Source organism: Flagellatimonas centrodinii (genome assembly GCF_016918765.2).
Classification (GTDB): Bacteria; Pseudomonadota; Gammaproteobacteria; order Nevskiales; family Nevskiaceae; genus Polycyclovorans; species Polycyclovorans centrodinii.
Window position 1 is genome coordinate 976,769 of the sequence record NZ_CP092104.1, and the last position, 21,275, is coordinate 998,043.

A 21,275-nucleotide genomic window follows, 5' to 3' on the forward strand; every position below is an offset into this window, starting at 1 on the left:
GTCACGCGGCGACCCAGACACGACCGTCGGCCACCCGAACGGGATAGACCGGCACCCGCAGTGCGGGGTCTTCCAGACATTCACCGGAGGCAAGATCATGGTGCTGCTTGAAGATCGGGGCGGCCACCACCAAGCGGTCGCCAAGGCTGCCCACCAGACCGCGCGACAGCACGTTGGCGCCGGACTTGGGATCGCGATTGCCGAGGGCGAACCAGGCATCGTCGGCGCCACCCGGCGATCGCACCCGGAAGATGGCGACCTGCTGGTGGTTGACCAGCGCACAGACGCCGGTATCGGGCCAGATCTCGTCGACGCTGCAGACCGGCTGCCACAGGGTTTCCAGCAGGGCGTCATCCACGGTGGTGGTCCTCATGCCGGCTCGGCCACCACCGGCACGCCCTTGAAGGCGGCCTGGCGTTCGGCGTCGGTGGCGGGGCGGATCTGCTCGCGTTCCTGCACGAACACCACATCCCCGTCGCCGCTGTCGCTGTTGACGAAGGTGCGGAAGCGCCGCAGCGTGTCGGGATCGTCAATGGCACGCTGCCACTCGCAGGCATAGGTGTCGATCACCTGCGCCATCTCGGCCTCGAGTTCGTCGCCGATGCCGAGCCGGTCGTTGACGACGACGTCCTGCAGGTAATCCAGCCCGCCTTCGAGGTTGTCGCGCCAGACACTGGTGCGCTGCAGCCGGTCGGCGGTGCGCACGTAGAACATCAGGAAGCGGTCGACGTAGCGCAGCAGCGTGGCGTCATCGAGATCCCGCGCCAGCAGTTCGGCATGGCGCGGCTTCATACCGCCGTTGCCACAGACGTAGAGGTTCCAGCCCTTCTCGGTGGCGATCACACCGACATCCTTGGACTGCGCCTCGGCGCACTCACGGGTGCAGCCGGAGACCGCGAACTTCAGCTTGTGCGGCGCCCGCAGGCCCTTGTAGCGGTGCTCCAGCGTGAGTGCCATGGCCACCGAGTCCTGCACGCCGTAGCGGCACCAGGTGCTGCCGACACAGGACTTCACCGTGCGCACCGCCTTGCCATAGGCATGACCGGATTCGAACCCGGCATCGACCAGTTCGCGCCAGATCATCGGCAGCTCGTGCACCTGGGCACCGAAAAGATCGATACGCTGACCGCCGGTGATCTTGGTGTAGAGCCCGTACTTCTTCGCCACCTGACCGATGACGATGAGCTTGTCCGGGGTGATCTCGCCGCCGGCGATGCGCGGCACGATGGAATAGGTGCCGTTCTTCTGGATGTTGGCCAGAAAGTAGTCGTTGGAATCCTGCAGCGCCGCGTGTTCGCGCCGCAGCACGAAATCGTTCCAGCAACTGGCGAAGATGCTTGCGGCCACCGGCCGGCAGATGTCGCAGCCATGCCCGCGACCATGACGGGCCAGCAGTTCGTCAAAGGTGCGGATGCGTTCCACCCGCACCAGGTGATAGAGATCCTGCCGGGAGTGGTCGAAGTGCTCGCAGAGATGGTTGTTGACCGCCACGCCCTGGCGCGCCAGCTCCGCCTTGAGCAGCTGGGTGACCAACGGCACGCAGCCGCCGCAGGACGTGCCGGCGCGGGTCTCGCGCTTGAGATCGCCGACGGTGAGCGCGCCGGCAGTCACCGCGTCGCACAGCTGCTGCTTGCTGACATCGTTGCAGGAACAGATCTGCGCCGTGCCCGGCAGGGCATCGATGCCCAGCGCCGGCGCCGCAGCACCATCAAGCCGCGGCAAGATTAGGTGTTCCGGCGCCTCGGGCAGCGCGATGCCATTGAGCATCATCTGCAGCAGCGTGCCGTAGGCCTCGGCCTCGCCCACCAGCACGCCGCCCAGCAACTGGCGACCATCGGCGGAGACCACCAGTTTCTTGTACTGCTGCCGGCGCTCGTCGGTGTAGACATAGGCGCGACTGCCGGGCGTCTGGCCGTGGGCATCGCCGAGGCTGGCGACATCGACGCCCATCAGCTTGAGCTTGGTCGACATGTCGGCGCCGCTGAAAGCGTATGGGGTGAGGGGTGAGGGGTGAGGCGACGCGGAGAGCGCCAGGTGGGCGGCGCAGACGCGGGCCATCTCGTAGCCGGGGGCAACCAGGCCGTAGGTCTTGCCGTTCCACAAGGCACACTCGCCGATGGCGTAGATGGCCGGGTCGCTGACGCTGCGACAGTGATCGTCGATGATAACGCCACCGCGCGGACCGACCTCGAGCCCGCTGACCCGGGCCAGTGCGTCCTGCGGCCGGATGCCGGCGGAGAACACGATCATGTCGGTGTCGAGAAAGCTGCCGTCGGCAAACTGCATGCGGTGACGGGCGTGCTCTCCATCGGTGATTTCCAGGGTGTTCTTGCCGGTGTGCACGTTGACGCCGAGGGCCTCGATGCGCTGGCGCAGCACGCGACCGCCGCCGTCGTCGACCTGCACCGCCATCAGCCGTGGTGCGAACTCGACCACGTGGGTTTCCAGCGACATGTCGCGCAGGGCTTTCGCACATTCCAGCCCCAGCAGCCCGCCCCCGACCACCACACCGCTGGTGGCGCTGGCGCCCCAGGCGGTCATCGCTTCGAGATCCTCGATGGTGCGATAGACGAAGCAGCCCGGGCGGTCGCGGCCGGGGACCGGCGGCACGAAGGGATAGGAGCCGGTGGCCAGCACCAGCCGGTCGTAGGGCAAGCGTTCGCCCCGCGCGGTAATGACCAGCCGGGTGTCGGTATCGATGTGGGCGGCGCGCTCGCACAGGCGCAGGGTCCAGCCGGGACGATCAAAAAACCCGGGCGTCACCAGCGACAACTCGTCGGCGGTGGTGCCGGAGAAGTACGACGACAGATGAACACGGTCGTAGGCCGGGCGCGGTTCTTCACAGAGGATGGTGACGGTGAGGTTCGGCAGGTCCTTGGCGGCCAGCTCCTCGAGGAACTTGTGGCCGACCATGCCGTTGCCGATGACGATGATGTTCATCGTGAGGTCTCCGGGAAGGTCCGGGTTCGTGCCGCGAATACACCTCGGCATTGGCCATCCTGGCGAGCCGTCTGTGCGCGAATCCACTGCAGCGAGGCCTTCGTCGATACGTGCTCTTGTTTTGTGAGCATGGGTTTCGCTCTGAAGCGCCTGCGGCACCGTGATACGTGACTGGTGCCTGGTGATTCGTTAGAAGCAACAGCAACCAAACCCGCGCGCCTCTGGGGCCACTGCGTGCGCAGTGCTGTCCGGTTTCCGCCAACGGGTCCGAACAGCGAAAGGCCCACAGGCTGGACCGCTGTTGCTGTTCTCCCCGTTGCGGGCGCCGGACGGTCTGGCGAGCGCAGGGGAGAGCGGGACACGATGTCCCGATCAGGGCCGACGCGGCAGGAGCCGCTTTGGCCCGGCCCCGAGCACGGCAGAGCGGCCGGGGACCCGCGTAGCGGGCGCCCTCGTCGGGTGCCTTTTCTTTTGGTTACTTTTCTTTGGGCAAGCAAAGAAAAGTGACTCGCCCAACAGGGCGAAACCGCTGCAACCGAATCAAGAGCAAGTGTCAACGAAGCGCCATCCGCAACAAAGCAAATGTCATTGCGAGCCGCCGCAGGCAGCGCGGCAATCTCGTCGCCAAGGCAGTGCCAGCCGGACAAGATCGTCGCGGGGCCAAGCCCCTCGCGATGACAGGGGGCTTGGGTTGTGCCCCTCCGGGGCCTCGGGCGCATCGCCACCATCACGCCACCTTCCTCTGCAACACCGACCGCAACCGGCTGGCGACCGGCAGTCGCTCCTCGGCGGGATGTGGTTCCGGCGCTTCCGCTGCTGCCGAGGGGGCACCGTCACCGGCCACCGGCGGCTCGGCCGGCGGAGCCCCGGTGGCGATGTCGTGGCCTTCGTGCAGGAACCGCAGAATCTCCGCCCGTGCATGGTGGTAGTGCGGATTCTCGGCCAGCGCCAGCCGATGCCGTGGCCGCGGCAGGGTGACGTCCATCACCTTGGCGATGGTGGCCTTCGGGCCGACGCTCATCATCACCACCCGGTCCGACAGCAGCACCGCCTCGTCGACGTCGTGGGTGACCATCAGCACGGTGTTGCCGAGCTGGGCCTGAATGTCCATCAGCGAGTCCTGCAGCTGGGCGCGGGTGAGCGCGTCGAGCGCGCCGAAGGGTTCGTCCATCAGCAGGATGCGTGGCTGCATCGCCAGCGCGCGGGCAATGCCGACCCGCTGCTTCATGCCGCCGGAGATTTCGTTGGGGCGTTTGTCACGGGCATGGGTCAGGCCGACCAGCGCCAGGTTGTGATCGATCCACTCGCGCATTTCGGCGCGCGTCTTGCGCCCACGAAAAACCTGCTTCACCGCCAGTTCGACGTTCTGGTAGACGCTGAGCCAGGGCAGCAGCGAGTGGTTCTGGAACACCATGGCGCGGTCGGGGCCGGGTTCATTGACCTCCTTGCCGCTGACGATGACGCCGCCGCGGGTGGCCTGCAGCAGGCCGGCAACAATATTGAGGACGGTGGATTTGCCGCAGCCGGAGTGCCCGATGAGCGAGATGAATTCGCCCTGTTGCACATGCAGTTGCACCCGGTCGAGCGCGCAGAACGTCCCGTTCGGGGTGGGAAAGTCCATGCCGATGCCGGACAGTTCGAGATGATGTTTCATGGCAACGATCCGGTTAGCGGAGGATGGCGGTCTTGTCCCACGAGGCGACACGCTGCAGCCACAGCATTCCGCGATCGAGGACAAAGCCGATGAAGCCGATGACCAGTACCGCCACCATGATCCGGCTGAGTGATTCGGAGCTGCCGTTCTGGAACTCGTCCCAGACGAACTTTCCGAGACCGGGGTTCTGGGCCAACATCTCGGAGGCGATGAGCACCATCCAGGCGACGCCGAGCGACAGCCGCAGGCCGGCAAAGATCATCGGTACTGACGACGGCAGCACGATCTTCATCACGTGGGTGAAACGGCCGAGTCGCAGGACCCGCGAGACGTTCACCAGGTCGGCCTGCACCGCCGAGGCGCCGACGGCGGTGTTGACCAGTGTCGGCCACAGCGAGCACAGCAAGACACAGATCGCCGACACCACGAAGGACTTGGGCATGGCCGGGTCATCACTGGTGTAAACCGCCGCCACCACCAGCGTCACCAGCGGTAACCACGCCAGCGGCGATACCGGCTTGAGCAGCTGGATGATCGGATTGGTCGCCGCGTACAGCGTGCGCGACAGGCCGATGGCGATACCCAGCGGGATGGCGATGGCCGAGGCCAGCAGAAAGCCGGTGGCCACGGTCAGCAGGCTGGTGCCGATCTGGTCGACGAAGGTGGGCTGGCCGGTGTACGCGCGGATCTGTACCTCAAGGTTCGGGTTGGCCGCCAGCCGCGCCGCGTTGCGGTCGACCTGGCGCTGGTAGAACGCGTCGGCACGGGCGCGTTCGGCGACGTGCTCGTCCCACAGGCCGGCGGCCTGTGTCCACACCTGCGACGGCCCCGGAAACGTGCCGAGTGAGGTTTCGATCCGGCTGGCGGCCGCCTGCCATACGATAAGAAAGACCAGCAACCCCGCCGCCGGGAGCAACAGCGACGGAGCCCACCGCAAAGGAGACGGTAGCTGGCCAAGGCGGGTGCCCAGACGGAGGAGTCTTTGGGCAGCCCAGGGGCGAACAGCTGACAGCGACGGCGGCAGGTGAAGGCTCGCGCTCATGGCTGGTCCTCCCCTTTCAGGCCGATGGAGAACTTCGACAAATAGGCGTTGGGTTCGCGTCCGTCGTAGGGCACTCCGTCGATGAATTCATCGGTGGGAGGGCGGAAGCCGCTTTCGCGGTCGAAGTCCGGGAAGTCTTTGGGCGCGAGCACGCCCTCCTCGATGAGCGCGCGTGCGGCTTCGGCGTACAGGTCCGGCCGGTAGACCTGGCGCGCCGTCTCCCTATACCAGTCGTCCGGCTTGTACTCGGCGATCTGACCCCAGCGGCGCATCTGGGTCAGATACCAGATGGCGTCGGAGTAGTAGGGGTAGGTCGCGTGGTAGCGGAAGAAGACATTGAAATCGGGCACCGGCAGGGTTTCGCCTTTCTGGTACTCGAAGGTCCCGGTCATCGAGTTGGCGATGACGTCCTCGTCGGCACCGACGTAGTTGGATCGCGAGATGATCTTCACCGCCTCCGCCCGGTTGCGGTTGTTGTCGGCATCCAGCCAGTGGGCGGCACGAATCAGTGCCTTGAGCACCGCCTTGTGGGTCTTGGGATACTTCTCGGCCCAGTCCTCGCGAACCCCGAATACTTTCTCGGGGTTGTTCTTCCAGATTTCATAGTCGGTGATCACCGGAACGCCGATGCCCTTGAACACCGCCTGCTGGTTCCACGGCTCGCCGACGCAGTAGCCGAAGATGGTGCCGGCCTCCAGCGTCGCCGGCATCTGTGGCGGCGGCGTCACCGAGATCAGCACGTCACCGCCCAACTGACCGGTGACGTCGCCCCGTTGCGGCGCGTAGTAACCGGGATGGATACCCCCGGCGGCCAGCCAGTAGCGCAGTTCGTAGTTGTGGGTCGACACCGGGAACACCATGCCGAGATTGAAGGGGCGGCCGTCGGCCTTGTAGGCGTCGATCACCGGCCGCAGCGCCTCGGCTCGCACCGGGCGAACCGGCGCGCCGTCCTGCATCGGCACATGCACCTTCATCGCCTCCCACACCGCGTTGGACACGGTGATGGCGTTGCCGTTGAGATCCATGCTGAAGGCGGTGATCACCCGCGCTTCGGTGCCGAAGCCGATGGTCGCCGCCAGCGGCTGGCCGGCCAACATGTGGGCGCCATCGAGCTCGCCGGAGATCACGCCATCGAGCAACACTTTCCAATTGGCCTGGGCTTCCAGCGTGACGTACAGCCCCTCGTCCTCGAAGTAACCCTTCTCGTAGGCGATGGCCAGCGGCACCATGTCGGTCAGCTTGATGAAGCCGAAGGTGAGTTCGGGCTTCTCCGGCAGGTCGCTGGCCTGGACCGTCGGCGCCGGCGTTGCCGGCGCAGCGGTCTTGTCCTTGGCGCCGCCACAGCCCGCCGTGAGCAACGCCGTCAGGCTCATCAACGAGGCAAGGAACAACGGAGCGAAGGATGCAGGGCGGTGGTTCATCAGGTTCTCGAAGCCAAAAAAAAACGCCCATGAAACGGATCGCGAGAACCGTGTCATGGACGTCGTTGTCCGGGGTGCCGCATGCCGTGCGGCGTCTCAATCAATACTGCGGACCGTCGTTGGTCCCTGGCGCGAAGGCCATGGTGCTGTGAGCAAGGGGCGTGCCAGCCCGCAGAGCCGCTACGGGGCGAGCATCACCGGCGCCGACGCACCTGTGTGGTGCCGGCGCACCAAAACGACTCACCATCCGCGCACGCTGTCGTGGCAGCGACGACCGCCGGGCCAGGTCAGCCGGGATCGCGTCCGGCGGTCAGTAGCGGTGCCGCCGCGCAGTTGACGAAGGTCTGGCCGTCGAAGAATCGGTCGCTGCCCATGATGATGGGGCCGCTGCGGGTATCGAGGGTCCACGGTGACGCATGGTGGCCTTCGCTCTTGCCATCTTCATCGGGCACCGCCACGCCGACACGGGCGGCCGCCTCGCGATAGATGTCCGGGCGGTAGACGTTGGCGGCAACGGTCAGGGCGTCAACCTCTTCCGTCACCTGGCGCCACCGCCGCATCTGCTCAATGAACCAGACCGCATGGGTGATCCACGGAAAGTTGGCGGCGCCGGCATGGAAAACCAACTGCCCGCTGTGCGGCGCGCCGATCGCCGAGGCGTCGAGCGCGGCCCGCAGGGTGGCCGGCGGTGCGTCCACCGCGCCACTGTCGATCAGCAACTGTGCCGCCTCAAGTCGGTGCTCGGGCTGGTCCAACCATCGGCAACTGGCGATCAGTGCCGCCACCAGCGCGCGATGGGTCTGCGGGTGGCGCTGCGCCCACTCGTCGGTGACGGCCAGCACCTTCTCGGGGCTGTGGTTCCAGATCTGGAAGCTGCTGATCACCCGGTAGCCGGCGCCGGCGCTCTCGGCGGCGGCACCCCAGGGCGCGCCGACGCAACAGGCATCGATCCGGCCATCGAGCAGGGCCTGCACCATCAGCGGTGGGGGTACCACCTCCAACCGCAGGTCACGGTCCGGGTCGATACCGCTGGCGGCCAGCCAATATCGCAATTCGTAGTGATGTGCCGAAAATGGGAACACATGGGCAAACACGCGCTTGCGTCGCCCGAGTTTGCGGTCACGCGTCAACAGGGTGCGCAGCGCCTGGCCGGCCGCCACCGGTTCACAGGGACTCAGGCCCATTTCCTGATAAAGCGCTTCCGACACCGCGATCGAGTTGCCGTTGAGGTTCAGCGACATCGCCGTGACCATCGGCACCCCGACCGCGTCGATGCCGAGGGTGGCGGCAATCGGCATCGGCGCCAACATCTGCGCGCCATCCAGTACCCCGGCCACCACCTTGTCGCGAATGCTGGCCCAGGACGACTCCACACTCAGTTGCACCTCCAGACCCTGACGGGCAAAGAAGCCCTTGTCGCGTGCAACGATCAGCGGTGCCGCATCGACCAGTGGCACCATGCCGAGACGCAGCGCGGTTTTCTCAAGGTCGACCATCAGAGCAACTCGGCCACGGCCAGGAGCGCGCGCGCAGCGTCTCCCAGCTTGACGTTGCGGTCCATCGCCATCTTCCTCAGCTGTTCATAGGCATCGTTCTCGGACAGCCCCCGCCGTTGCATCAGCACCCCTTTGGCGCGGTCGATATCGCGGCGATCGGCAAGACGGGTCTTGGTGTCGGCCAGTTCGCGTCGCAGTGCCTGATGCTCGTCGAAGCGGGCAATGGCGACATCGATCACCGACTTCAGTCGCGTCGGCTGCATGCCGTCGACGACGTAGGCACTGACGCCCGCACGCATCGCCCGTCGCGCCATGTCGGAGTCACTGTGGGAGGCGAACACCACCACTGGCCGCGGGCGGTCACGCGAAATCTGTCCCAGCGATTCCAGGGTGTCGCGCGCAGGTGAGTCGACATCAATCAGGATCAGATCGGGCTGATGGCGCGCCACCGCCGCGATCAGATCCTCGGCCGGCCCGAGCTGTGCCACCACTTCATTGCCCGCGGCCGCAAGGGCCTGGCGCAGCAGCGCCATGCGTCCCAGATCGTCGTCGACAAGCATCACGCGCATGGGTTGTAGAGCCGTCCGTCTCATGAATTCCAGTACAACCGCCGCAAGTTTCATGCCCTGTTGCAGCGGCGGCGGCCGCCGCACCGTCACGGTTCACGAAAACGGTGCGCCGGCGGCGGCCGGTCGCCATCGTCAGCCCCGCCGATGCCGTTGTGCAGTGCAGCAAAACACATTCCAGAACAACGGCTTGTCGGCGTTGGGCGCCGCGATGGCCGCGGCTGGCACGCGAATTGCTCCTTCCGACCCGTGATCGCGAGCGTTTCGCGAGCTCAACATTTATCGGGCAATGACGCCCGGTGCAGGGATACCGACGTCCACATCACTGGTTCAAACCAGTGAGTGGGCGTTTTTTTTTGCGTCAGGGAATAGGCAGTACCTACCCATACATAAGGAGTAGCAGGGACATGAACATCAACATCACGCGCAGCCTTCGGGCCTGCGGAGGCGCCGCGGTGCTGGCATCCGCGCTGTTCAGTGGCATGGCGACCGCCAACTACAACGACGGCAAGGTGTTTCTGACCGGGGGCGTGTTCACCACCGACGGCGCCGGCGGTGGCGGTGCCGTGCCATGGGCAACCATCACCGGTTATGAAACCCGCGACGGCATCAACGGGGGCATCGGCTTCACCTACGCCAACCTGCCGGCACTGCAGCTGACGGTGATCGGCGGTGCCATCGGCTTCTACGATCGCTTCGAACTGTCGTATGCCCAACACGATCTGGCACTGAACCTGGCCAACCTCGACACCGTCGCACTGGTGAGCGAGGCGCTGGGGATCGAGACCGGCACCGACCCCTGGAACTCCACGCTGAAGATGAACGTCTACGGTGCCAAGCTGCGCTTGTTCGGGGATGCGGTCTACATCTCCGACAGCTGGATTCCGCAGGTGGCAATCGGCGGCTTCTGGAAGGAAAACACCACACCGGAACTGGTGTCGACCCTGGGCGCCGCCGAATCGGAAGACTGGGAAGCCTATGTCGCGGCCACCAAGGTGTTCTTCCGCTACAGCACCCTGGTGAACTTCACCGGCCGCTATACCTCGGCCAATCAGACCGGCCTCACCGGCTTCGGCAGCTGTTCCGGCGCCGGCGCCAACGCGGAGTGCCAGAACGACAAGGAGTTCCGCTTCGAGGCCTCGATCGCCCATCTGCTGACCAAGAACACCGCCATCGGGTTCGAGTACCAACAACACGGCGACAACCTTGACGGTCGCAGCATCAACCTGGCCGGCATCGACCTGTCGAGTGTCGCCGGTCTGCTGGAGACCGTCGGCATCGGCGGCGTCGCCGACGCGGTCACCCAGGAAGAAGAGAGTGACTGGATGGACATCTTCTTCGCCTATGCCCCCAACAAGAACATGTCGTTCGTCATCGCCTATCTGATGCTGGGCAACATCTCGGTTGCCGAGGATCAGAACGGCTTCTACTTCTCCGTCCACGCCACGTTCTGAAGCACGTGGCCCATTCGCAGTCCTCACGTTTCAAAGGAGACGCATCATGAAACTGTTCAAACCCCTCATCGGGCTTGCCACCGGAGTCGCCCTGGCAATGGCCAGCCTGCAACCGCTGCATGCCGCCGAGACCAAGACCGATCCCATTCTCGGGGTCTCCGATGGGGCACTCGCCCGCTTCGGCGGTCACGAGGGCATGCGGGCCTGGGTCGAGAGCCTGTTCTACTACATCATGCTCGACAACCGGATCAATCATGTCTTCCGCGAATTCGGCAATGTGGAACGACAGATCGTGCTCAACACCCAGTTGGAAAAAATGGTGCTGGGCGGGCCCAACGAGTATCAGGGCGCCAGCATGAGTGCGGCGCACGCCGACCTTGGCATCACCATGACGCAATTCAACGCGGTGGTGGAAGCGGCCTACAACGCCTGCGAGCGCAACCTCATCAAGTACTACACCTGCAATGAACTGGTGAACGCGCTGGCACCCTTCACCCGCGACATCGTCACCCGCTGACCCCGGAGGGCGTCGGCGTGACCGCGCGATCCGAGCGTGGCGGTCACGCCGACACCCGAAGGTTCCCCCCCGCCGGTGGCGGCCCCGAGTTTGCATGGGGGGTCGCCACCGGATTCCGGTTCGACCGACGTGAGACTCACATGTTGAAACCATGGCTACGCCACGCTGCGGCACTGCTGTCCCTCGGAGGGGCCCTCCACGGCACCCCGGTGGTCGCCCAGGAATGTCCGCCAGTGATCTGCATCACCTTCATTTCCCGTGAAGCCTTTCTTGCCGAGGCGTTCGGCGCGGCGCCGCCGGCACCGCAGGTGCTGGAGCTCGACGATGCCCGGCTGGCCGCGCTGCAACCGATTTACGGCCGCAGCTTCCCCCAACGTCGTCTGCACTACTGGCGGGCCACTGATGGCCGCACCGCCTGGATCTTCGACGACATCGGCAAGGAGGGCTATCAGCCCACCACCGCCGGCTTCGTCATCAAGGACGGCACCGTGCTGGCTGCACGTGTGTTGTTCTACAAGGAATCCCGCGGCGAGCAGGTGGGTGAGGCCTCCTTCCTGCAGCAGCTGCTGGGCGCCCGCGCCGCCGGCACCGGCACCGGCATCGACAGGGTGCCCGACAACATCGCCGGCGCCACCTACTCGGTGGTGCTGATGCAACGGATGGCCGCCACCGCGCTGAAGCTGGACACGCTGGCACCATGAGCATTCCCGCCGAATCGATGAACGAGCCCCTGCTCAAGCAAGGGGCAGCGGCATCGCCGCCGATGGAGCGGCGGCCGTCGCGCCTCACCCGCATCCGCCGTCGCCTCTCGCATCGGCTGGCGACACGGCCCAAGCGCAATCTGCTGATGACCCTGCGTGAGTGGCACAAGCGGATCGGCCTGTTCGCCTTCGCCTTCATGGGTTGGCTCGGCGCCAGCGGCTTTCTCATCAATCAGAGCGCCGAATGGGAATACGACGTCGTCCGCATCGACTGGCCCTGGGTCACCGCGCTCTACAGTCTGTCGGCCGAACCGCCCCGCAGCGGCTTTGGTGCCGGCGACCATTGGCTGGCGATCACCAGCGATCACACCGTGCTCAATGGTCAACCGCTAGAGGAACCCATTCCCGATGTGCTCGGTCTTGTCGACAACGGCAAGCCCGATGATGCCTTTCTGTTTGTCGGCGTGCCGGGCGGCCTGATCATGCTCACCACCGACGGTGAGCGCTACGACGTGCTGCGCTCGCCGATTCTCCCCGTCACCACTGTGCGTCGCGTCGGGGTCACCGCCGAGGGCGCCATCGCGGTACAGGATCTGGACGCCTTCCAGAGCCACGACGATGGTCTGCAGTGGACACCGGTCGATCCGACCACGGTGCGCTGGTCACAACCGCAGACCCTGCCGGAGGCGGTGCGGGAGGACCTGCGGCCCTGGTCGCGCCCCAGCGTCTCGCTGGAACACCTGCTGGTCGATGCCCACAGTGGTCAGCTGTTCGGCAATACCGGGGCCTGGATCATCAATCTGGTCGGCCTGTCGTCGATGTGGCTGGCCTTCAGTGGCGTCTGGATGTGGTGGCGGATCCGCCGCAACCGGCGTCCCGCTGCACGTCGTTAGGCTCGCCATTCAGGAGACTCCCATGCACCGCACAGGCCGCTCCTCGCTGATGTTGCTTCTCACGCTCGCCGGCATGACGCTGGCGCGACCCTCCGAAGCTGCGCTGATGGCCGCCACCGCCATTGATCTCGGCAGCGCGGCGGCACACTCGGCGCCGCCGCTGCTGCGACGGTTTCTGGTGTCGCTGATCTCACTGCTCGGCGGCATCGCGGTGAGCGTACAAGGCTGGGATGCCATCGCCGGTCAGCGCCGCGTCCGGGGCCTGTCGCTGGTGCTGGCCGGCATCATCATCGCCACCGGCGGCCTGGTGTTGCTTGGCCTCAACGCGCATCCGCCGACCTGGGACTGGTGGCTTTAGCACGGGACAGCGGTCGGCTGCTGGCGGCGCTGATGGTCGCCGCCGTCGGCACCACCGCTGCGGCACCGGCACCGTTCGCCGACACCCGCGCCGCCATCGCCGAAGCACGCCGGGCGGCGGACGCGGTGGCGGTCGTCGATGCACGCGTGCTGCCGCAGCCGGACCTCGATGCGGCGCTGTCAGCGCACCCCGGGTTTGCGTTGCAGGCTGGCGATGTGCTGCTGCTGCGCGGAACCGACCTGATATCGGCGGCCATCAGCCAGATCGGGCTGGCGCCCGCCGATTTTTCGCATATGGCCATCGTCGGCCTTGACCCTCTCTGGGACAGCCTCGAGATCGTCGAAGCCGGGGTCGCCGACGGCGTGCGGATTCAACTGGTCGAGGACTGGTTGCAGCAATCGTTTGTCCGCTTCCTGGTGCTGCGACATGAAGATGCCGCGGTGGCGCGTGCCGCCGCCGTGGCCGCCTACCGCGATGCCCAGAGCCGTAGCGGCGGGGCCCGTGTCTACGACTTCGCCCTGGCGCTCGGTGATGATCGGCGCCTGTACTGCAGCGAACTGATCCGCAACGCCTATGCGCGCGCCGCGCCGGCAGCCGCGCCGGTGCCGGTTGATGCCGCCCTGTCAAGAGTCGGTGGGCTGCTTGAGACCTATCCGCTGGCCCCCCTCGGGGTGCGCACAGACACCGTTTTTCTGCCCGACGACCTGCTGCTGGATGCCCGCTTTCGCCCCGTGCTGGAGCTGCGGCACCCGACACTGCTGGCAGAAAGCGAAGCCCTCGACATCTGGTTTCGGACCCTGTTCGCCAGGCTGCGCGGCCCCGCCCGCGACGACTGGGTGAAGACCATTGATGCCCAGGTTCCCCGCGGGCCGCTGGTGATTCCCTACCTGCTGCGCGACAACCTGCGGACGTACCTGCAGATGCCGGAGGCGGCGCGAGCCCCGATCGCGGGGATGGCGCTGCTGGCGGAGCGTGAAGCGGGTCGATTGGCGAGTACCGCGGCGCCGGTAGGCCCAAAAAGAAAGGCCGACACTCGCGTGCCGGTCTTTCGGTCCCTGCCCTGAAGGCGCTTTCTTATTCCACGATGATGGTGCCGCTCATGCGCTCACCGTGGATGTCGCAGATGTACGGATACTCCCCCGGCGTGTCGAAGGTGCGGGTCCAGGTGGCGCCGTCCCGCAACCGCGGCGACATGGGGCCATCCCGGAAAGCGACGATGTGGTTGGAACCATCGTGATTCTCGAACGTCACGGTGGTCCCCGCCGCAACCTTGAGCACGCCGGGGCTGAAGGTCATGAAGTCGACGATCTTCACGGTGTTGCCGGCGGCGGCCGCGGGTGCCGCTGCGGCAGTGGCGACGGGGGCCGCCGCGGGAGCCGACACAGCCGCCGGTGGTGGCACCGGCGTCGGCGCGGCTGCCACCGGCGCCGCAGGGGGTGGCGGCTCGACCGGCTTCGCCGCAGTCCCGTTGGCCACCACCTTGATCACCCCTTTCATGTCGGGATAGATCTGGCTGGCGTAGTGATAGGTCCCGGGCCGGTCGAAGGTCCACGAATAGGTATCGCCCGGCGAGATGCGCGAACTTTCCCGGTCGAACAACGTGACCGCGTGATGGAAGCCGGGATCGTTGTTGGTCCACCGCACCAGCGTGCCGGGCGGCACGATGATCTCGGCCGGCACGTATTCGCGCTGCGGCACGATGGAAATCTCGCTGGTGGTGTAGACCGGACCGGTGGGTGCCGGCGTCGGCGTCGGCAGCGCGGCCACCGGCAGCGAGCCGATGACCTTCAGCTCGACACGACGATTCATCGCACGGCCTTCTTCGGTGTCGTTGGTATCAACCGGTGCCGCTTCGCCATACCCCTGGGCGGTAAGACGGCCGGGGTCGATGCCACGTGAAACCAGGTAAGCCACCGTCGCCTCGGCACGCTGCTCCGACAGCGTCAGGTTATAGGCTTCGGACCCGAGCGCATCGGTATACCCCCCGATCTCGACCCGCAGGTCGGGACGCGCGGTCAGCGCGTCGGCGACAGGGTCAAGCAATGCCCGACCATTGATGTCCAGCGACCCCACATCGAGCGCGAAGTTGATGCCGTGCAGCATCACCACGTCGCCCTCGCCACAGCCCGACAGATTGACCGCAAAATCTGGGCCCGTGCTGCACACGGGGGCCTGCGCCGCAACCGACGTGGTGTGCCCCGCTGCAACTGTGAGCGCGACCATCGCCGGAACGGCGTGTCGGCGGAATGTCTTCATAAGGTGATCTCCCGGATCGAATGCCGTTGCCACGGCCAAAAAAAATCCACCCAGCCCCGGGTGGGGCTGGGTGGACGTCATCATCCCTGCGCAACCGTCATTGGTTTCGCGTGCCGGCAACCGCCGGCGTGAAATAGGTGGAGCAATACTTGTGCCACCGGCGACCCGTCACTGCAGCGGCGTGATCGGTGAACATCGGGCGTGTCGATGCGCCACCACAGTGCACGCCGTCGGTGGATTCTGGTGCACGCGGCGCCCTGACCTGCCGGTTTCGGGGTCCGGGCAGCGTGGCACGATGGTTGCTCGTCAACACGCGGGCTTCACGCCAGCGGCGAGGGCCCATGGACCAATGGAGGTCCACAACCAGGACAACGGCGTCCACCCAGCCCCACCCGGGGCTGGGTGGACTTTTTTTTGGGAGGCGCTCAGATGACGACATCTCCATCCGGCGGCAGACAGCCGCGCTGGACAGCAGGCCTTCTGCTGGCGATGGCACTGACGCCGGCGGTGTCGCCCGGCGCCATTCCGACCCTGCAAACCCGGGTTCTGGCGCTGCATGCCGAGGTCGAACAGCAGGTGCCGGTGGCGGCATTGACGCTGTACCTGGGCAGCGAGGCGCGTGGACTCTGGCTGCGCCGCATCACGGTGCGCCTGGACGACCGTCCACCGCTGGTCTACGAGTTCAGCGATGTGGAATCCCGCGCGCTCCGCAATGGCGGCGCCTACCGCCTGCGCTGGCCGACCCTGCCCGCATCGGCCCAGGGCCTGCAGATCGAGGTGCTGGCACGCACCGAGACACCGCGCGCCGCGACCGACCACCTGACGGCGCGGTTCGATCACGCCCTTCATCCCGGCGGGTCTCCGCTGCTCTCGCTGGCGCTGCAGCGGGGGCCTTTCGGCGGGCTCCGCCTTGAACCCGCCGATGCCCCGCTGACGGCCGCCGCGATGGATGCGCGATACGCCCGTTTTCTGGACGACAGTGGTCAGGAGGTGGCCGCCGCGGCTGTCCGCCAGAACCTTGCTGCCGAACCGGCCGTGCAGTCGATGCCACTGCCGGACGCGGACGATCACGGGCTGTCCGCCTACAACACCGCGGTGACGGCGCTGGCCCGCGGCGATGCCGAGGAAGGACTGACAACCCTGGAACGGCTGGCGACGGCCCAACCCGACGACGTCGAGGGCCTGGCACTGCGGGACGCAGCGAACCTGACGCTGGGCTATCACCACCTGCGACAACGCCGCGGCGATGCCGCCATCGAGGCGCTGACCCGTATCCGCAGCCCGGGCCCCTACGACAACCGCGCCCTGCTCGGGCTCGGGTGGGCCTGGCTGCTGCCAGCGGCGGATGACGATGGACGCCCGTCCTTTGTCGGCAACCTGCAGCAGTGGTATCCCGGCGACAGCGAGGCGGCCCCCACCGCCCGTCGGGACATGCCGTTCCGTCGCCACGATGCGCTGGCAGACCGCACCGCCAGCGCACAGCGTCTGCAGCAGGCCCTGATCCCGTGGAACGAACTGACGGGGCGCGACCCGCTCGACCCGGCAGTACAGGAAGCCGCCCTCGCCATTCCCTATGCCCTCGCCCATCTCGGGGCCCACGAGCAGGCCCAGCAGCGGTGGCTGGGCGCCACCACCCTGCTGCAGTCGGCGCTGGCGCAGCTCGACACCGCGACCACCGAGGTGGCAGACGGCCGCCTCGACGCCTGGCTGGTGCGCTCGGCAGACCCCGCCGTCGCCGGCCATGGCTGGCGCCGCTGGCTGGCCGACCTGCACCGGACACCGGAGGCCGAGTGGACGCTGCAGCTGCTCGACAGCCCCGAGGTGGTCACCGCACTCGACCAGCTACGCGATGTGCATGCCCTGCAGGCGCTGGTCGACACCGATATCGCCCGCCTGACACCCGGCGACCCGCTGCGAGAGCAGCTGTCGGCACTGCGTCCGGCACTTGAAGTCGCGGTCCGGGAACAGTCCCGGGCGCTGGCCAGCACCGCGCGGACCGTGCTCGACCATCTTCGTGCACAGACCCTCACCTACCTCGCCGAGGCGCGGTATGCGCTGGCGCGGCTGCACGACCGCCAGCTGCTGGCGGGCGCCGTGATCGAGGCGGGAGACCCGGCACCATGAGCGGCGCCACTCCCACCCCATGGCGTCTGCGGCTGCTGCTGATTCCGGCGCTGCTGTTGGCGGGCTGTGCCGGCCTTCCGGCGGTGGAATCGCTGCGCGATGCCCCGCCCCGCACCATTGCCACCGTGACCGAACATCACCAGCCGGGTGGCAATTGGCTGACCCGGCGGCTCTGGTCGGGGACCCCGAGCACCCTGCGTGTCAGCCCCTCGGCGCCGGTATTGGCCGAACTGCGAACCGCGTTGTCGCACTACGACAGCCTGCTGCAACTGGGGGATGCCATTGATCCGGCACTGCGCGCCGATGCGCTGCGCCGCGCCGGCGACCTACGCCTGACGCTGATCGAGGCCGGCGCCGGTCAACCCGAAGACGCCCGACAGGCCGTCGCCGGCTATCGCCAGTTGCTGGCGGAGCAGCCCGCCTACCCCCTCACCGATCAGGTGCAGTACCAGTGGGCGCGGGCGCTTGACATGCTGGGCGACAGCGAGGGTTCGGCCAGCCGCTTGCAGACGCTGGCCCACCAGCACCCGGCCTCTCGGTTGCGCGCGGATGCGCTGTTCCGCGCCGCCGAGTACCGCTTCCTGACGCGCGACTTCGTCACTGCGACACCGCTCTACCAAGCGGTTCTGGCGGCGGGCGCCGACAGCGATCTGGCGCCGATGGCGCGGCACAAGCTGGGCTGGTCGCTGTTCCGCGAGGAGCGCCCAGCCGAGGCGCTGGCCATCGCCCACGCAACGCTGGACGCGACGCTGCCGACGTCGGTTGCCGACACGCCCGAGGCGGCCCTGTCCGCCACCGACAGCGACCAGCGTGAACAGGTCGCCGATGCACTGCGGCTGTCAGCGTTGAGCTACATCGCGCTGGCCGGCGAAGACCCGATCGGCGCCGCGCGTGGCGCCGCGCGCCCCCCCCGATTCGAGCGTCTGCTCTACCAGACCCTGGCGGAGGCTCTGCTGGCGCGTCAGCGCCATGGTGATGCGGCGCGCACCTGGCAACAGCTCGCCGCCCGTGATCCCGACCATGCCGACGCCCCCTCGCTGCACTGGCGCGCGGTGCTGGCCTGGCGTGAGGGTGGGCTGCAGACCCCGGCGTTGAGCGCCATGGCCGATTACGTGGAGCGCTATGCGCCGTCGGAGGGCGCCTTGCCGGACGCCACCGAGGGCGCCCTGCGCGACACCCTCCACGAGAGCCTCGACACCCTCGGCCGGCACCATCAGGCCCGCGCCCAGCAGCTGCAGCAGACCGATCCCGCCGCCGCCGGTGAGCGCTTCATCGCCGCAGCACGCTGGCATGGGCTGCGCCTGCAGCTGTTCCCGGAGGACCCGGCGCGAATCGAGATCGCCCTGCTGCGCGCGGATGCCCTGCTCGACGGCGGCGACACCACCGGCGCACTGGAGGCGTACGTCGCGCTGGCCTTCCGCGATCCGGCTGCACCCCGCGCCGGTGAAGCCGCTGCTGCCGCCGTGCAGGTGACCCTGCGGCGGGTCCGCGAGGCGGACGACGCCGCTCGTGCCGGGGCGTTGGACCAGGCCGCCGCCACGGCCCTGCAGCTGGCCACCGCCTTCCCCGACCACCCCCGGCGGGCGGCAGCGCTGGTACATGCGGCCGCCGCGCTGGCCGAGCGCGGCGACGATGCCCGGGCGGTCACCGTCGCCCGGCAGGCGCTGGATGCCGGGCCGGATCCGGCCCTGCGCCGTGAGGCGCTGTCGGTGGTGGCGGAGTCGCTGCTGCGGCAGCAGCACTTCGACCAGGCGGAGGCCGCCTACGCTGCGTGGCACGGCGCGCTGACCGCGGATGATCCGCTGCGCCCTCAGGTGACCGAGGCCTGGGCCGCCACCCTCTACCGACAGGGCGAAGCCGCATTGGCGGATGACAATCCGTTGGCCGCCGCCACGCACTTCCTCCGGGTGGGCACGGTCACGCCCGCGGCCAGTCTGCGCAACACCGCCGATTTCGATGCGGCGGCGGCGCTGATCAGTGCCGAGGCCTGGCCGCGCGCCGCTGCCGTGCTTGAGGGTCTGCGTCTGCGCGAGGCCGATCCCGGACGGCTATCGGCGATCGATCACAAGCTCGCCTTCATCCACGATCAGGCAGGCAACCCGGCGGCGGCGGCCCCGGTGTACCTGCGAATTGCCGCGGACGACGGCGCGCCGGTGGCACAACGGCGCGATGCCGCCTGGCAGGCGGCCATCCGCTTCGACCGGGCCGAGGATACCGCCGGTGCGCGGGACGCCTGGGCACGCTACGTGTCGCAGTATCCGCAGCCGCTGGAGGCGAGTCAGCAGGCGCGCCAGCGACTGGTGATGCTGGCGGCGGATGGCGCTGCGCGCGACCGCTGGCAGCAGCACATCGTGGAGGCGGATCACGCGGCAGGCGACGCGGCGCCGCCGGCGTCCCGCCTGATCGCTGCGGAAACCCACCTGGCGCTGGCCCGCGGCGCCGCCGAACGGGCCAGGGCGCAGCCGCTGCGCGCACCATTGGAGACCTATCTGCCCCGTCGCACCGAGGCGGTCGAGGCCGCCGTTACCGCCTACCGACAGGCGGCCGCCTATGGTTTTGCAGAAATCACCACCGCCGCCACCCACGAGCTGGGTGGGGTGTATGACGACCTCGCAGCTGCCCTGCTCGCCGCGGCACCGCCGAGTGCGCTGCAGCAGGATGCACTGGCGTTGTCGCAGTTCACCCTGTTGCTCGAAGAGCAGGCCTTTCCGTTCGAGGAACGGGCGATCAGCGCCTACGAGACCAATCTGGCTCGGCTGCAGGGCCAGGGGCTGTGGGATGACTGGATTCACCGCAGTGTCGACACCCTCGGCGCGCGGGTGCCCGCCCGCTATGGCAAGCAGGAACGTTGGGAGATGCGCTATGACACCCTGGACTAAAGGCCTTCTGGGCGCCGTCGCCCTGATGATATCGGCGTGCGCCAGCACCGGTGGACCGGCACCCACCTCGGTGCAGCGGATACCGCCGCCACCCGCTTCACCGGCCGCCGGAGACGACGTGCAGCAGCGGTTCGCGTCGGCGCTGGCGCTGATGGACCAGCGTCAGTTTGACGATGCCGAAGCGGCATTTCTGTCCCTGTGTCGCGAGACACCGGTGCGCTCCGGGCCCTGCACCAACCTCGGCATCCTGATGGCCCGCGCCGGGCGTCATGAGGCTGCGGCAGATGCCCTCACGCGGGCCGTCGAGGCGCGACCGGACAACGCCGAAGCCCTCAACCTGCTGGGGGTCATGAACCGCCGCCTCGGCCGCATGGACGCCGCCGAGCAGGCCTACCGCCAGGCGCTGCGGCACCGGCCCGGCTATGCCGCCGCCCATCTCAACCTGGCCCTACTCTACGACGACGACCTGCACCAGCCGGTGGCCGCCCTGGCGCATTACCGGGCCTGGCAGCAGCACCGCGAGGATCGCGACGATCCCCTGCCGGTCATCGCCTGGATCCGCGCACTGGAAGACGCCCAGCGACAGGCCGGGATCGCCGTGGCGCACGGGAGCGCTCGGTGAGGCGCCCTGGCGCGGTGGGCGGCCTCGGCCTGGCCCTCGTCGCCACGGTCGCGTTGGTGGGCCTGCTGCCGCTGAACGGCGCGGCAGCCGACGCCGTGCCCGCCACGGCCCCAGCCTTCGGGACCGTGCTCCAGGGTGAACGCGCTGCGGCGATGGGCCTGTATCTCTTGCCGTGGCAAGACGCCCATGCCAGCAGCGTCGACCGCCCACCCAGCCATCTCGATGTACCGCTGCAGCCGATGGACCCGGCACAGTTCGAAATGCGGGCCCGGGTCGACGCCGCCACCCGCGCCTGGCGACTCGAACGGCTGCAGCATTGAGTCGGCAGGCAGCTTTCGCGTCTGTCATCTGA

The 21,275-nt window shown here is 67.6% G+C and carries 18 protein-coding genes; 10 read left to right on the plus strand and 8 right to left on the minus strand.

Annotation, left to right across the window (positions count from 1 at the left end; translation table 11 throughout):
* Window position 1 precedes the first annotated feature (1 nt).
* The 7 genes from nirD to JN531_RS04770 all read right to left on the minus strand — a co-directional run bounded on the left by nirD (window position 2) and on the right by JN531_RS04770 (window position 9,122).
* A complete protein-coding gene (gene nirD, locus JN531_RS04740; protein WP_228347709.1) occupies window positions 2-373 on the minus strand; it encodes a nitrite reductase small subunit NirD in 372 nt (123 codons plus the stop codon).
* Window positions 370-2,940, minus strand: coding sequence for a nitrite reductase large subunit NirB (nirB, locus tag JN531_RS04745; protein ID WP_228347710.1), 2,571 nt, complete (start codon window positions 2,938-2,940; stop codon window positions 370-372). The genes nirD and nirB overlap by 4 nt, the downstream gene beginning before the upstream one ends.
* A gap of 727 nt (window positions 2,941-3,667) precedes the next feature.
* Window positions 3,668-4,594, minus strand: a complete 927-nt coding sequence (locus tag JN531_RS04750) for an ABC transporter ATP-binding protein (RefSeq protein WP_228347711.1) — start codon at window positions 4,592-4,594, stop codon at window positions 3,668-3,670.
* Window positions 4,595-4,607: 13 nt separating this feature from the next.
* Window positions 4,608-5,636, minus strand: a complete 1,029-nt coding sequence (locus tag JN531_RS04755) for an ABC transporter permease (protein WP_228347712.1) — start codon at window positions 5,634-5,636, stop codon at window positions 4,608-4,610.
* Window positions 5,633-7,057 (minus strand): CmpA/NrtA family ABC transporter substrate-binding protein, encoded by a 1,425-nt coding sequence (locus tag JN531_RS04760; RefSeq protein WP_228347713.1) that lies wholly within the window; start codon window positions 7,055-7,057, stop codon window positions 5,633-5,635. The genes JN531_RS04755 and JN531_RS04760 overlap by 4 nt, the downstream gene beginning before the upstream one ends.
* Before the next feature lie 287 nt (window positions 7,058-7,344).
* Window positions 7,345-8,553 (minus strand): CmpA/NrtA family ABC transporter substrate-binding protein, encoded by a 1,209-nt coding sequence (locus JN531_RS04765; RefSeq protein WP_228347714.1) that lies wholly within the window; start codon window positions 8,551-8,553, stop codon window positions 7,345-7,347.
* Complete coding sequence (locus tag JN531_RS04770; protein WP_228347715.1) at window positions 8,553-9,122, minus strand: ANTAR domain-containing response regulator; 570 nt, start codon at window positions 9,120-9,122, stop codon at window positions 8,553-8,555. Before JN531_RS04770 ends, JN531_RS04765 begins: the two co-directional genes overlap by 1 nt.
* A gap of 404 nt (window positions 9,123-9,526) precedes the next feature.
* On the opposite strand from JN531_RS04770, the gene JN531_RS04775 reads away from it, so the two are divergent.
* The 6 genes from JN531_RS04775 to JN531_RS04800 all read left to right on the plus strand — a co-directional run bounded on the left by JN531_RS04775 (window position 9,527) and on the right by JN531_RS04800 (window position 14,106).
* Complete coding sequence (locus JN531_RS04775) at window positions 9,527-10,573, plus strand: DUF3034 family protein (RefSeq protein ID WP_228347716.1); 1,047 nt, start codon at window positions 9,527-9,529, stop codon at window positions 10,571-10,573.
* A gap of 46 nt (window positions 10,574-10,619) precedes the next feature.
* Complete coding sequence (locus JN531_RS04780; protein WP_228347717.1) at window positions 10,620-11,090, plus strand: group I truncated hemoglobin; 471 nt, start codon at window positions 10,620-10,622, stop codon at window positions 11,088-11,090.
* 140 nt (window positions 11,091-11,230) lie between these two features.
* On the plus strand, window positions 11,231-11,791 hold the full coding sequence (locus tag JN531_RS04785) for an FMN-binding protein (RefSeq protein ID WP_228347718.1): 561 nt from the start codon (window positions 11,231-11,233) through the stop codon (window positions 11,789-11,791).
* Window positions 11,788-12,684, plus strand: a complete 897-nt coding sequence (locus JN531_RS04790) for a PepSY-associated TM helix domain-containing protein (protein WP_228347719.1) — start codon at window positions 11,788-11,790, stop codon at window positions 12,682-12,684. The genes JN531_RS04785 and JN531_RS04790 overlap by 4 nt, the downstream gene beginning before the upstream one ends.
* 22 nt (window positions 12,685-12,706) lie before the next feature.
* Window positions 12,707-13,042, plus strand: a complete 336-nt coding sequence (locus JN531_RS04795; RefSeq protein ID WP_228347720.1) for a hypothetical protein — start codon at window positions 12,707-12,709, stop codon at window positions 13,040-13,042.
* Window positions 13,033-14,106, plus strand: a complete 1,074-nt coding sequence (locus JN531_RS04800; protein ID WP_228347721.1) for a YiiX/YebB-like N1pC/P60 family cysteine hydrolase — start codon at window positions 13,033-13,035, stop codon at window positions 14,104-14,106. The genes JN531_RS04795 and JN531_RS04800 overlap by 10 nt, the downstream gene beginning before the upstream one ends.
* 10 nt (window positions 14,107-14,116) lie before the next feature.
* Here the strand turns inward: JN531_RS04800 and JN531_RS04805 are convergent, their stop codons facing one another.
* Window positions 14,117-15,298 (minus strand): OmpA family protein, encoded by a 1,182-nt coding sequence (locus JN531_RS04805; RefSeq protein ID WP_228347722.1) that lies wholly within the window; start codon window positions 15,296-15,298, stop codon window positions 14,117-14,119.
* A 429-nt stretch (window positions 15,299-15,727) separates the two neighbouring features.
* Between JN531_RS04805 and JN531_RS04810 the strand changes: the two genes are divergently transcribed.
* The 4 genes from JN531_RS04810 to JN531_RS04825 are packed head-to-tail and all read left to right on the plus strand — an operon-like array spanning window position 15,728 to window position 21,243.
* The gene (locus tag JN531_RS04810; protein ID WP_228347723.1) at window positions 15,728-17,422 is read left to right on the plus strand and encodes a hypothetical protein; all 1,695 of its coding nucleotides are present in this window, start codon (window positions 15,728-15,730) and stop codon (window positions 17,420-17,422) included.
* Window positions 17,419-20,301 carry a hypothetical protein gene (locus tag JN531_RS04815; RefSeq protein WP_228347724.1) on the plus strand — a complete coding sequence of 961 codons (2,883 nt, stop codon included), beginning with the start codon at window positions 17,419-17,421 and terminating at the stop codon, window positions 20,299-20,301. Before JN531_RS04810 ends, JN531_RS04815 begins: the two co-directional genes overlap by 4 nt.
* Window positions 20,285-20,923, plus strand: a complete 639-nt coding sequence (locus JN531_RS04820; RefSeq protein WP_228347725.1) for a tetratricopeptide repeat protein — start codon at window positions 20,285-20,287, stop codon at window positions 20,921-20,923. The genes JN531_RS04815 and JN531_RS04820 overlap by 17 nt, the downstream gene beginning before the upstream one ends.
* Window positions 20,920-21,243: a hypothetical protein gene (locus JN531_RS04825; protein ID WP_228347726.1), complete on the plus strand. Its 324-nt coding sequence runs from the start codon at window positions 20,920-20,922 to the stop codon at window positions 21,241-21,243. Before JN531_RS04820 ends, JN531_RS04825 begins: the two co-directional genes overlap by 4 nt.
* Window positions 21,244-21,275 lie beyond the last annotated feature (32 nt).